Raw genomic sequence first — 12,492 nt, 5'->3', positions numbered from 1 at the left:
GGGGCGGGTGTGTTGTTTTGGGCGCCGGCGGCTCAGCGCGGTGCGGGGCGCTCATTCTTCTACCTCCCCCGCCGGCGCAACCCCGGGGGCGGCGCCCCACCCGCCCCCCCCCGCGATCCCATTCACAGGGGGCGCAAAGGTAGGCCATAGCGGCGGCTCAGCGCGGTGCGCATACTGGATCTTGTGACCCAGCCCCGATCCTCCGTCGAGCGGGTAGTCATGTGTCGTGCCGATGGCAACCCGATCAACGTGTTGGTCGTGGACGACGAGTCGGTGCTCGCCGAAATGGTGTCGATGGCGCTGCGCTACGAGGGCTGGAACATTGCGACCGCGAGCGACGGGGCGTCGGCCATCGCCGCCGCCCGCGCCCAACGCCCCGACGTGGTCGTCCTCGACGTGATGCTCCCCGATATGAGCGGGCTCGATGTCCTGCACAAGTTGCGCGAAGAGACCCCGCAGCTGCCCGTGCTCCTGTTGACGGCCAAGGACGCCGTGGAAGACCGCATCGCCGGGTTGACCGCGGGCGGCGACGATTACGTCACCAAACCGTTCAGCATCGAAGAGGTGGTGCTGCGGTTGCGGGCGCTGCTGCGACGCACCGGAGTGACGACGGTGGACAGCGGCGCGCAGCTGGTGGTCGGCGATCTGGTGCTGGACGAGGACAGTCACGAGGTCACCCGTGCCGGCGAGCCAATCGCCTTGACCTCCACCGAGTTCGAGTTGCTTCGATTCATGATGCGCAACTCCAAGCGCGTGCTGAGCAAGGCCCAGATCCTCGACCGGGTGTGGAGCTACGACTTCGGCGGCAGGTCCAATATCGTCGAACTCTACATCTCCTATCTGCGCAAGAAGATCGACAACGGCCGCGACCCCATGATCCACACGCTGCGTGGCGCGGGTTATGTCCTCAAGCCGGCTCGCTGACCCGGGGCGGGCCTGGTCCCTGCGGCTGCGGTTGCTTGTCGGGCAGATCGTCGTGCTGGCCATCGTGTGCGTCGGCATCACCGCGGTGACCGAGCTGGCGCTGAACCACCATCTGGTCAAGCAGCTCGACGGGCAACTCGCCGGCACGTCGTTCCGTTCGGCGCTGATGTACCCCGAACCGAACCGTCCGGGCTGGCGGCGCGAGCACTCCTACTACCCGCGGCCGGGCCCCGGCCCCCGATTCCTGGACGCCCCCGGTCAGCCGGCGGGCATGGTGGCCGCGGTGATCAACCACGGCAAAACGGTCGGCGCCGGCTATCTGACCGGTAGCGGCACCCGGGCCGCGCTGACCCCGACCGCCCAGGACCAACTGGAGCGGATCGCCGACAGCCGCGTGCCGGTCACGGTGGACCTGGATGGCCTCGGCCGCTATCGGGTGGTCGCCGCCCCGAGCCGAAACGGGGGCGACACCATCGTGACGGGGCTCTCGATGGCCAACGTCGATGCCACCCTGATCAGGATGCTGATCATCTTCGGCATCGTCACCGTGATCGCGCTGGCGGCCGCGACGATAGCCGGGGTCGTCATCATCCGGCGGGCGCTCGCGCCGCTGCGCCGCGTCGCGCAGACCGCGAGCAGGGTGGCCGACCTGCCGCTGGACCGCGGTGAGGTCGAACTCCCGGTCCGGGTGCGCGAATCCGACGCCAACCCCTCGACCGAGGTCGGCCAACTCGGGTCCGCCCTCAACCGGATGCTCGACCACATCGCGGCCGCGCTGTCGGCCAGGCAGGCCAGCGAGACCCGCGTCCGCCAGTTCGTCGCCGACGCCAGTCACGAGCTGCGCACGCCGCTGGCCGCGATCCGCGGATACACCGAACTGACCCAGCGCATGGGTGACGACCGGGAGGCGGTGGAGCACGCGATGAGCCGCGTGGCCTCCGAGACCGAACGAATGACGCGCCTGGTCGAGGACCTGCTGTTGCTTGCCCGGCTGGACTCAGGCCGGCCGCTGGAACGCGAGCCGGTCGATCTGTCGCGGGTGGCGGTCGACGCGGTCAACGACGCGCATGTCGCCGGGCCGGACCATCAGTGGGAGCTCGACCTGCCCGAGGAACCCGTGATCATCACCGGTGATGCGGCCCGGCTGCACCAGGTGTTGGCCAACCTGCTCGCCAACGCCCGCCTGCACACCGGCGCCGGCACGGTCGTGACCACCCGGTTGAGCACCGAGCCGGCGGACACCGTGCTGCAGGTCATCGACAACGGCCCCGGCATCCCGGCGGCGCTTCAGTCGGAAGTGTTCGAGCGGTTCGCCCGCGGCGATACCTCGCGCTCGCGCAAGGGGGGCAGCACCGGGCTGGGTCTGGCGATCGTCTCCGCGGTCGTCAAGGCTCACAACGGAACCATCACCGTGGACAGCTCGCCCGGCCATACCGAGTTCACGGTGCGGTTGCCACTCAACGGGTGGCAACCGCCCGCGTCCTCAGTTAGCTAGAGCAATTGACGTCGATTTCGAACGGCTTGTTCACCGGTTGCATCGGGTTGGCCATGTCGACCCCGGTGGCCGTCCCGGTGATCTTGTAGCTGTTGCCGTTCTTCTCGGCGGAGGCGTTGCCCTGGCCGGTCCCAGAGGTATAGCCCAGCGTCACACCGTTGACGTTGCCCAGCCCGACCGACTTCACCTGGGGCGGGTTGGCGTCGGTGAGCACGGCGGCGATCCCGGTCGCTGCGCCACCGATCGCGATGTTGGTGTTGCCGCCGGCCGTGGTGCACACGACGGAGCCGCTCACGTTCTGGTCCTTGCCGTCGATGAGGACCTTGGTTCCGCTGGCAGCGCCCGCCGAGGTGTTCACCGCGGAGCTGGTGCCCGAACCGCCCGAACTCGACTTATTGCTGGAACAGCCGGAAATTCCGGCGGCCAGAACTGCCGCTCCGGCCACCGCGACCATCAGTCCACGCTTCACATGTTCTCCTTTGCCCGAAAGTTGCGACCCTCGGCATTGAGGGCCGTCTGGGGCAGTATGCGGGTTAACTGAGCCGAACACCTACGGTTCCGATTAATTGTTCCTGTCTTCGTCGGCCACCTGACAAGTTGCGCCGCAACGCCTCGCGAAATGGTGCGTTGGTGGCAATGTATTGGCGTGGAGCGCACACCCCCCACCGCGGTCATCGAGGCGGCGCATCGCGCGCACGCGCTGCCTTTCGATGACGACGCGGACTTTCACAACGCCGATCGCGGATTCATCGCCGCCCTGTCCCCATGTGTGATCAAGGCGGCCGACGGGCGCGTGGTCTGGGACAACGACGCCTACTCCTTCCTCGGTGGTCCCGCCCCGCCGTCGGTGCACCCCAGCCTGTGGCGGCAGTCCACGCTCACGGCCAAACAAGGCCTCTACGAAGTGGTTCCGGGCATCTACCAGGTCCGTGGCTTCGACCTTTCCAACGTCACGTTTGTCGAGACCGACACCGGCATCATCGTCATCGACCCGCTGGTGTCCACGGAGGTCGCGGCGGCGGCACTGGCGCTGTATCGCGCACACCGCGGGGGCGACCGTCCCGTCGTCGCGGTCATCTACACCCACAGCCATGTCGACCATTTCGGCGGCGTGCTGGGCGTCACCTCACAGGAGGATGTGGGTTCCGGCGCGGTGGCCGTGCTCGCGCCGGAGGGCTTCGTCGAGCATGCGGTCCAGGAAAACGTCTACGCCGGGCCGGCCATGACGCGCCGGGCGACCTACATGTACGGCACGCTGCTGCCCCGCGGGCCCCGGGACCAGGTGGGCTGCGGGCTGGGCCAGGCGCCGTCCACCGGTGAGGTGGCGATCATCGTCCCCACCATCGATATCCGCGAGACCGGCGAGAAGCACATCATCGACGGCGTGGAGATCGAGTTCCAGATGGCGCCCGGCACCGAGGCGCCCGCCGAAATGCATTTCTACTTCCCGCGATTCCGCGCGCTGTGCATGGCCGAGAACGCCACCCACAACCTGCACAACCTGCTGACCCTGCGCGGCGCCCTGGTGCGCGACCCGCACGCCTGGTCCGGCTACCTCACCGAAGCGATCGACGCCTTCGCCGACCGCGCCGACGTGGTGTTCGCCTCCCATCATTGGCCCACCTGGGGGCGGGAGAGCATCGTCGACTTCCTGTCGCTGCAGCGCGACTTGTATGCCTACTTGCACGACCAGACGCTGCGACTGCTCAACCGGGGCTACACCGGGGTCGAGATCGCGGAGATGTTCCAAATGCCCCCGGCGCTCGAGCGCGCCTGGCACACCCACGGATATTACGGGTCGGTCAGCCACAACGTGAAGGCCGTCTACCAGCGCTACATGGGCTGGTTCGACGGCAACCCGGCCCGACTGTGGCCGCATCCGCCCGAGGCCCTCGCGCCGCGTTACGTGGCGGCGATGGGCGGAATCGACCGGGTCGTCGAGCTGGCCCAAACGGCGTTCGACGCCGGTGACTTTCGTTGGGCGGCAACGCTGCTGGATCACGCGATCTTCACCGAGAGCGGGCATATCGGTGCCCGGGCGCTGTTCGCCGACACGCTCGAGCAACTGGCCTACGGTGCCGAGAACGCCACGTGGCGCAACTTCTTCCTCAGTGGGGCAACGGAATTGCGCGACGGCAACTTCGGCACCGCGGCGCAGGTGTCGCCGAGCATGCTGGCCCAGCTGACCCCGGAACAGATCTTCGACGGCCTCGCCGTCCGGGTCGACGGGCCGCGCAGCTGGGATCTGGACCTCACGATCGACATCGCCTTCGCTGATCTCGCCGCCAACTACCGGCTCACGCTGCGGAACGGGGTCCTCGTTCACCGCAAGGTGGCCGCTGAACCCGCAACCGCCACCGTTACGGTCCAACTGGACAGCAAGTCTCGGCTGCTGACGGCGGCGCTGGGCGACTTCACCTCGGCCGGCCTGGACATCTCCGGTGATCAGGCGGCGCTGCAGGCCTTCTTGGGCGTGCTGGACCAACCCGACCCGAGCTTCGACATCGTCACGCCGTGACGTCGATCACGACCTTGCCCAACACCTTCCGGTCGGCCACATGCCGCAGCGCGGCGGCGGTTTCGGACAAGGGGAACCGCGCGCCGATGTACGGCCGGATCGTGCCGTCGGCGAACATCTCCGACAGCTCCCGCATGTCGCGGATGGCCTCGTCGGGGTGGTCGGTCATGAAGGTGCGGATCTCCATGCCGCGCACACAGATATCCTTGAGCAGAACAAGGTTGAGCGGGATGGCCGGTATTGCGCCCGCGGCATAGCCCAGGGTGACGAAGGTGCCGCCGCGCGCGAGCCCGCGCAGCGCCGGCTCCGCATAAGGCCCGCCGACCGGGTCGATGATCACCCGGGCGGCGTCGCCGGTGAGCTCGCGGATGCGCGATTTCAAGTCCTCACGGTCATAGTCGACGGTCGCCTCGGCGCCGCGCTGCCGGCACAGCTCGAGCTTCTCCGGGCTCGAGGCGGCCGCCAGCACCCGCGCCTTCATGGCGACGGCCAGGTCGACCGCGGCCAGCCCGACACCGCCGGCGGCGCCCAGCACCACGACCCAATCGCCTTCTGCCACTGTGGCGGTCGATCGCAGTGCGTGGTACGCGGTGCGGTAGGTCACGCCGAAGGCGGCGGCCGACGCGAAGTCGGCGTCGTCGGGTACGAGCTCCGCCTGGCTCGCGTCCAGCAGCGCCAGTTCGGCGAACGCACCGAAGGTGGTTCCCGAAACTCGCTGCCCTGGCTGGAATGGCGCGCCGGCACCGGCGGCGATCACTTCGCCGGCGATCTCGTTGCCCGGTATGAACGGCGGCGGAATCTTCACCTGATACTTGCCCGCGATGAAAAGCACGTCGGGGAAATTGACCGCGGCGGCGTGCACGCGCACCAGCAGCTGCCCGGGGGCCGGAACGGGATCGTCGACGTCCTCGAGAACCAGATCTTCCGGAGTGCCGTAGGTACGGCAGACCACGGCGCGCATCAACTGACCCCCAGACCGCGCAGACAAAACTCCACCAGGTGTGCGATGTCGTCGGACTTGGGCCGGTCGGCCGACCCCACGTATCGGCGCATGGTCGCGGCGGTGCAACTGAACACGGCCTCGACATCGCGCTCGACATCGCCACTTCCCAGCGCCGCAACGGGTTCGACGAGCAGATCGCGTAGCGGCCGCATCATCTCCTGATCCGCCGCACGCCAATTCGCGCCGGCCGACATCTGTCCGGCGGCCGCCCGGCTCAGGCTGATCAGGTGCGGGTCGGCCACCTGTGCCAACGTGCCCTCGATCCAGCGGGCGACCTGATCGCGGGGCTCGCGCTCCTTGGCCATCTGGTGCTCGAGGTAGGACACGACGATGGCCACGCCGCGTTCCATGACGGCCAGGATGAGATCGTCCTTACTGGCGAAATACCGGTAGAACGCCTTGTTCGAGGAACCGGCCTCGGCGACGATATCGCTCACCCGCGGAGGTTCCGGCGCGACCCGTTCCATGACACGGACCGCGGCGGCCAGGATGCGCTCCACCTCTTCGGTAGCCTCCCGCTGGCGGTCGTCGAGCGCCCGCTCGACCGCCGCGGTCACCCTGCTGCTCACGGCGAATCGGGCAGCGCCGGAACATGATTGACGAGGCCGCCGTACTTGGTGCGTGCGGCCTCCCGGCGGATGTCCAGCAGTTCGCTCGGCCACTCGGCGTCTTCGGCCTCGTAGTGTTTGAGCAGCAGCCGGGCCAGGTTGACCTTGTGGGCCTCGGTCGGCCCGTCGGCCAGGCCGAGGGCCACTCCGCCGAGCAGCACGTTGACCAGCGGCAGTTGGTCCGTGGTGCCCAGCGCGCCGTGCACCTGGATAGCGCGCAGTCCAATCGATTTCAGCACCTGAGACGCCAGAATCTTGCAGGCGCCGATCTCGGCGCGGGCCGCATGCTCCCCGGCGGTGTCGATCAGCCACGCCGCGTGCAGCACCGCCAGCCGGAACGGCATCAGCTCGGTGTAGGAGTCGGCGATGAACGCCTGCACCAGCTGCTTGTCGGCCAGCGAGCTGCCCTGCGTGAAACGGCTTTTCGCGCGGCGCGCCATCATCTCCACCGCGCGCTGGGCCACCCCGATCGACCGCATCGCATGGTGCAACCGCCCCCCGGCCAGCCGGGTCTGCAAGATCATGAAGCCTTGGCCCGGTTCGCCCAACAGCGCGTCCGACGGCACCCGGACGCCCTCGTAATGCACCAGGGAATGCCCGGGTTCGTGCGGCAGCGCGCCGACCAGGTGGTGGGTGGCCTCGATGGTCAACCCGTCGGTACCGGCCGGCACCAGGAACGTCGAGGCGCCGCGGTGCACGGGCACGTCCGGGTCGGTGATCGCGACGACGATGAAGAACGAGGCGACGGAGGCGTTGGAGGAGAAGTACTTTCGCCCGGTGATCACCCAGTCGTCGCCGTCGCGGAACGCGCGCGTCCGGAACACTCGCGGGTCGGCGCCGCCCTGCGGCTCCGTCATCGAAAAGCACGAGAAGATCTCTCCGGACAGCAGGCCGGCGAGGTAGCGGTCCTTTTGCTCCTGCGTTCCGAAGCGGGCGATGATCTCGGCGTTGCCGGTGTCGGGCGCCTGCGTGCCGAACACGATCGGCGCCCACGGGCTGCGGCCCAGAATCTCGTTGATCAACGTCAGCTTGACCGCGCCGAAACCCTGGCCGCCCAGTTCGGGGCCCAGATGCGGTGCCCACAAGCCTTGGTCGCGCACCTGCTGCTTGAGCGGATCGACGATGCGGCGACGCTCGTCGTTCAGCGGCAGGAACTCGCAACCCGGGAACAGCACCTCGAGGGGTTCGACCTCTTCGCGGACGAAGTCGCGTACCCAGTCGATTTTCTGCTGAAATTCCGGTTCGGTGGAGAAGTCCCAAGACATTCGAATGCTCCTACTCGTTCAGTCGCGCTTGCGATCGCCGCGTCAGGGAATTCCACCGTCGGCGCGCAGGATCGACCCGGTGGTGAAACTGGAGGCGTCCGACGCCAAAAACAGTGCGGCCCCGACGATTTCGCCCGGGTCTCCGGCGCGCTGCAGCGCAAGGTGGCCAAACGGCTTGCCGTGGGCCGCCTCGAGATTCCAGGCTTTGCTCACGTCGGTCAGGAAGGGTCCGGCCATCAGCGTGTTGACCCGCACCGACGGACCGAATGCCTTCGCCAGCGCCTCGGTCATGGCGTTGAGGCCGGCCTTGGCGGCGGCGTAGGGAACGATGTCGGGAGTGGGGCGCAGCGACCCGGCGGTGCTCACGTTGATGATGGACCCGCCGCCTGCCGCGACCATCCGCTCACCCACCAACGCCGACAACCGGAACGGCCCCTTGAGGTTGAGGTTGAGAACCGCGTCGAACAGTTTCTCGGTGACGTCGGTCAGCTTGTCGTACAGGGGGGACATGCCGGCGTTGTTGATCAGCGTGTCCACCTTGCCGAATCGGTCATAGGCGGCTTCGACCAGGCCGTCGAGCTGATCCCAGCGCCCGACGTGCACCTGATAGGGCATGGCGGAGCGCCCCGTTTCCGCCTCGATCTCCTTGGCCGTGGTCACGCAGTTGTCCATGTTGCGGCTGGCGATCACGACGTCGGCGCCGCAGCGTGCGGCGGCGAACGCCATCTCGCGGCCCAGTCCGCGGCTGCCGCCGGTGACCAGCACGACCCGCTCGGTGAGATCGAAAAGCCGGTCCGCGTAACCCATTTCACCGACCCCCGGAGGGCAAGGAGCGCGCGAGTGCGGCCGCCGTCGCGATCAGCTGCGGGATCATCGTCCCGAAGGCGTCCTGGACCTTGGGGTCGACCTTTCCGGTGTGCACCCCCGCAGCGTAGGTCTTTTCCAGCACGATGCCGAGCTTCCAATTCGCCAGCACCAGGTAGTAGTCGATGTTTTCGGTGGAAAGCCCGCTGACCGCCTCGTAGTGCCGCAGCAGTTCGCTGCGGGTGGGCATGCCGCTCATGTCGAGATAGAACCCGTCGGCGCGCGGCTTTTCGCCGTCGTAGCCCAGCAGGCACCACGCCAGGTCCAGCAGCGGGTCGCCGACCGTCGTCATCTCCCAGTCCACGATCGCGGCCAGCCGCGCCGGCTCCCCGTGGGCGAACATCACGTTGGCGAATTGGTAATCGCCGTGCATGATGCCCGGTTGGTAATGCGTGGGCCGATTGTTGCGCAGCCACTCCGAGGCCTCGTCGAGGCCCGGTAGGTCGCGCACCTTGTAGGCGTCGAGAAAGGTCAGCCAGCGGTCGACCTGCCGCTCATGAAATCCGTCCGGGCGGCCAAAGCCGTCCAGACCTTGAGCCCGCCAGTCCACCCGCCCCAGCTTCGCCGCGCCCTCGACGAGCTGGAAGGCCAGCCCGCGGCGGGCGTCCAGGTCGGTGTCGAACGGCGGCTGCCACCCGCCGTCCATCGGGCTCCACCCGTCGATGGCCTGCATGACGTAGAACGGCATGCCGAGCACGGTGCCGGTGTCGTCGGCGGCGATCAGCGCCGCGTGCGGGACGTCGGTGCCGGACAGGGCACGCACCAGCCGGATCTCGCGCAGCAAGCCGTCGATGCGCGCCGCATCGGCGCGGGCGCCGGGCATCCGCAGCACCATCCGCTCGCCGCCGCGGTCGAGCAGATACAGCGTGTTCTGCGAACCGCCCTTCAGCTGCTCCAGCCGCGGCTCCTCACCGTCGCCCGGCGCACCGTTCGCATCCAGCCAGCGGGCGAGAACACCCGCGTCCAGTCGGTCCTGACCTACCGTCGTCATCCGCACACCCCGCTCTCTGTGCGGAGAATAGCATTCTCGGCGTCGACCTTCGGCTTTTCGGCTCAGTCCGGCTTGTGCGCGGTGAGCAGAAACCCGGGTGCCATGAAATGTCCTTCATCGTCGTGCTCCAGATGTGCCAGCGGCCCGTCGGAGGACGGGGCCGCGTTGCCGTAGACCTTGGCCGGGCGCAGATCGTCGACCCGCCAGAGGGTCGAGACCGCCTCGCGCAACTCGGTTTCGGTGAAGCCGCGCGGTCCGCCGTGGTCGGCGTCGCCCAGCGCGCCGGTGGCGAAGGCCAAGATGTACAGCCCCGCTCCCGGGGCGGCGGCCCGGAGGATCGATTGCAGATAGTCCTGGCGCTTCTCCGGCGGCAGCGCATGGAACAGCCCGCTGTCCATGATCGTGGAGAAGCGGCCGTCGTAGCCGCGGAAGTTCGTGACGTCGGCCTGCGCGAAAGTCGCCGTGGTCAGTCCTTGTTCCGCGGCGGCCATTGCAGCGGCCTGGATGGCGGTGGCACTGCTGTCCAGGCCCACCACGGTGTACCCCCGCGCGGCGAGGGCCAGCGACAGCGCGGCATGACCGCAACCGGCGTCCAGCACATCGCTTCGGATGTTGCCCTCGTCGATCAGCACCCCCAGCTCGGGCTGCGGCCGGCCGATGCTCCACGGTGGCGGCGTCTCCTGCCGGTACGCCACATCCCAATCCCTGCTCGGCTCGGTCATCCGTCCTCCTCGCGGTCGGCCTTTGTCTGAGCCCTATTTTGCGCGGGCCGGTCCGCATGCTTTGAATGAACACGTCGCGCTCAACCACAGACAGGAACACACCCATGCAATTGCTTCTGGTCCGGCACGCGCTGCCGCTGCGCAGCGAACACGGCGAGGGCTCCGACCCGGACCTGTCGGACGAGGGGCTGGCACAGATCGAGCGACTTCCCAAGGCGCTGGACCGGTTTCCCATCTCCCGGGTGGTGAGCAGCCCCCAGCGGCGCGCAATCCAGACCGCCGAACCGGTCGCGGCGGCGCGGGATCTCACCGTCGAGGTCGACGACCGATTCGCGGAATACGACCGGGACCTTCCGCTGTACATCCCGGTCGAGCAGATCCGCGAGGAAATGCCCGAGGAGTGGGCGCGCCTGGCCCAGGGCCACCTGCCCAGCGCGGTCGACGAGGAAGCGTTTCTCGCCCGGGTGCGCGCGGCGGTCGACGACCTCGTCGCCTCCGTCGATCCCGACGACACGGTCGCGGTGTTCAGCCACGGCGGTGTGATCAACGTCCTGCTGCACCAGATTCTGGGGACGTCCCGGCTGTTGTCGTTCCCCGTCGACTACGCGTCGGTCACCCGGCTGCTGTTCTCGCGATCCGGTCAGGCGACAGTGGCGGGGGTCAACGGAGTCGAGCACGTGTGGGACCTGCTGCCGCGAAATCAGAGGTGGTAAACAAGTTCGGTGACTTCAGCTGACCAACTCGAGGGCCTCGACCTGGCCTCGCTGGATCGGTACCTGCGTTCGCTCGGCATCGGACGCGACGGTGAGCTGCGCGCGGACTTCATTTCAGGTGGCCGTTCCAACCTGACCTTCCGCGTCTACGACGACGAGACCAGCTGGCTGGTGCGGCGCCCGCCGCTGCACGGCCTGACCCCGTCGGCGCACGACATGGCCCGTGAGTACCGAGTCGTCGCCGCGCTGCGCGACACACCGGTTCCGGTGGCGCGCGCGATCGCGCTGTGCGAGGACGACTCGGTGCTGGGCGCGCCGTTCCAGATCGTCGAATTCGTCGCCGGCCAGGTGGTGCGCCGTCGCGCCCAGCTCGAAGCCCTCAGCCACACCGTCATCGAGGGCTGCGTCGATTCGCTGATCCGGGTCCTCGTCGACCTGCACTCCGTCGACCCCGAGGCCGTGGGGCTGGCCGATTCCGGCAAGCCCAGCGGCTACCTGGAGCGACAGGTGCGGCGGTGGGGTTCGCAATGGGCGTTGGTGCGGCTGCCCGACGACCGCCGCGACGCCGACGTCGAGCGCCTGCACTCCGGTCTGCAACAGGCCATTCCCCAGCAAAGCCGCACGTCGATCGTGCACGGCGACTACCGGATCGACAACACCATCCTGGACCTCGACGACCCGACGAAGGTGCGCGCCGTCGTCGACTGGGAGCTGTCCACCCTGGGGGACCCGCTGTCGGATGCGGCCCTGATGTGCGTGTACCGCGACCCGGCGCTGGATTTGATCGTCAATGCGCAGGCGGCCTGGACGTCACCGCTGTTGCCGACGGCCGACGAGTTGGCCGACCGGTACTCGCTGGTCGCCGGCTTGCCGCTGGCGCATTGGGAGTTCTATATGGCCCTGGCTTACTTCAAGCTGGCCATCATCGCGGCCGGCATCGACTTCCGCCGGCGGATGTCGGACCAGGCTCGCGGCATGGACTCCGACAACATGCCGGAGGTCGTGGCCCCGCTGATCTCGCGCGGGCTGGCGGAGCTCGCCAAGCTCCCCCGTTAGGCCCTAGCGCGCCGCCGCGTGATGCTTCTTGGCCGCGCGGCGCAGTTGCAGGATTCGCGCGGTGCCGACGGCCACCGTGATCAGCCCGCCGACCACCGCCGCGAGCAGGATGGCCACGCCCAGCGGCAGGCGCCAGTGCCAGCCCAAGAACGTAAAGGGCGTCTCCGCCGTGTTCTGGGTGATGAAGATCAGCAGCAGAATCAGAATCAGGAAGCCGCCGATCAGGGACGACCACAGCGCGCCGGCGCGGGTGAACCCGATCGCGGGTTCCTTGGGCGCCGCGCCCGGCTTGGGCGTCGCGGGGGGCTTGGGGGGGGGCTGGCTGGGCGAGGC

At 68.3% G+C, this 12,492-nt stretch carries 13 protein-coding genes; 5 read left to right on the top strand and 8 right to left on the bottom strand.

What is annotated here, in order from left to right:
• The first annotated feature begins 219 nt into the window (after positions 1-219).
• Complete coding sequence (locus A5773_RS00065) at positions 220-924, top strand: response regulator transcription factor (protein WP_066954966.1); 705 nt, start codon at positions 220-222, stop codon at positions 922-924.
• Positions 902-2,419 (top strand): cell wall metabolism sensor histidine kinase WalK, encoded by a 1,518-nt coding sequence (locus A5773_RS00060; protein ID WP_067788815.1) that lies wholly within the window; start codon positions 902-904, stop codon positions 2,417-2,419. Before A5773_RS00065 ends, A5773_RS00060 begins: the two co-directional genes overlap by 23 nt.
• On the opposite strand, the gene A5773_RS00055 is transcribed toward A5773_RS00060, so the two are convergent.
• Positions 2,412-2,888, bottom strand: coding sequence for a lipoprotein LpqH (locus A5773_RS00055; RefSeq protein ID WP_066954962.1), 477 nt, complete (start codon positions 2,886-2,888; stop codon positions 2,412-2,414). The genes A5773_RS00060 and A5773_RS00055 overlap by 8 nt on opposite strands.
• Positions 2,889-3,065: 177 nt before the next feature.
• Here A5773_RS00055 and A5773_RS00050 point away from each other — a divergent pair, with 177 nt between their 5' ends.
• Entirely contained in the window at positions 3,066-4,937 is a 1,872-nt protein-coding gene (locus A5773_RS00050) for an alkyl/aryl-sulfatase (protein ID WP_369817287.1), read from the top strand.
• Here the strand turns inward: A5773_RS00050 and A5773_RS00045 are convergent.
• The 6 genes from A5773_RS00045 to A5773_RS00020 form a co-directional block, all read right to left on the bottom strand.
• Positions 4,927-5,898 carry an NADPH:quinone oxidoreductase family protein gene (locus A5773_RS00045; protein ID WP_067788811.1) on the bottom strand — a complete coding sequence of 324 codons (972 nt, stop codon included), beginning with the start codon at positions 5,896-5,898 and terminating at the stop codon, positions 4,927-4,929. The genes A5773_RS00050 and A5773_RS00045 overlap by 11 nt on opposite strands.
• The gene (locus A5773_RS00040; protein ID WP_067788808.1) at positions 5,898-6,509 is read right to left on the bottom strand and encodes a TetR/AcrR family transcriptional regulator; all 612 of its coding nucleotides are present in this window, start codon (positions 6,507-6,509) and stop codon (positions 5,898-5,900) included. Before A5773_RS00040 ends, A5773_RS00045 begins: the two co-directional genes overlap by 1 nt.
• The gene (locus tag A5773_RS00035) at positions 6,506-7,813 is read right to left on the bottom strand and encodes an acyl-CoA dehydrogenase family protein (protein ID WP_066954950.1); all 1,308 of its coding nucleotides are present in this window, start codon (positions 7,811-7,813) and stop codon (positions 6,506-6,508) included. Before A5773_RS00035 ends, A5773_RS00040 begins: the two co-directional genes overlap by 4 nt.
• Before the next feature lie 42 nt (positions 7,814-7,855).
• Positions 7,856-8,620 carry an SDR family NAD(P)-dependent oxidoreductase gene (locus A5773_RS00030; RefSeq protein WP_066954947.1) on the bottom strand — a complete coding sequence of 255 codons (765 nt, stop codon included), beginning with the start codon at positions 8,618-8,620 and terminating at the stop codon, positions 7,856-7,858.
• 1 nt (position 8,621) lies between these two features.
• Entirely contained in the window at positions 8,622-9,668 is a 1,047-nt protein-coding gene (locus A5773_RS00025; protein ID WP_066954944.1) for a phosphotransferase family protein, read from the bottom strand.
• Positions 9,669-9,730: 62 nt separating this feature from the next.
• Positions 9,731-10,390, bottom strand: a complete 660-nt coding sequence (locus tag A5773_RS00020) for a class I SAM-dependent methyltransferase (protein WP_067788800.1) — start codon at positions 10,388-10,390, stop codon at positions 9,731-9,733.
• A 104-nt stretch (positions 10,391-10,494) separates the two neighbouring features.
• On the opposite strand from A5773_RS00020, the gene A5773_RS00015 reads away from it, so the two are divergent.
• Together A5773_RS00015 and A5773_RS00010 are read left to right on the top strand one after the other, a co-directional pair.
• On the top strand, positions 10,495-11,103 hold the full coding sequence (locus tag A5773_RS00015) for a histidine phosphatase family protein (RefSeq protein ID WP_067788795.1): 609 nt from the start codon (positions 10,495-10,497) through the stop codon (positions 11,101-11,103).
• Between the two features lie 9 nt (positions 11,104-11,112).
• The gene (locus A5773_RS00010; protein ID WP_067788792.1) at positions 11,113-12,159 is read left to right on the top strand and encodes a phosphotransferase family protein; all 1,047 of its coding nucleotides are present in this window, start codon (positions 11,113-11,115) and stop codon (positions 12,157-12,159) included.
• Positions 12,160-12,162: 3 nt separating this feature from the next.
• Here A5773_RS00010 and A5773_RS00005 read toward each other — a convergent pair.
• The coding region (locus tag A5773_RS00005; protein WP_197507832.1) for a lipopolysaccharide assembly LapA domain-containing protein at positions 12,163-12,492 on the bottom strand (330 nt) is incomplete at its 5' end.

Source organism: Mycobacterium sp. 852014-52450_SCH5900713, from assembly GCF_001667075.1.
Lineage (GTDB): Bacteria > Actinomycetota > Actinomycetes > Mycobacteriales > Mycobacteriaceae > Mycobacterium.
The sequence above is the reverse complement of the archived record's forward strand: the minus strand, read 5'-3'. Positions and strand labels throughout refer to the sequence as shown.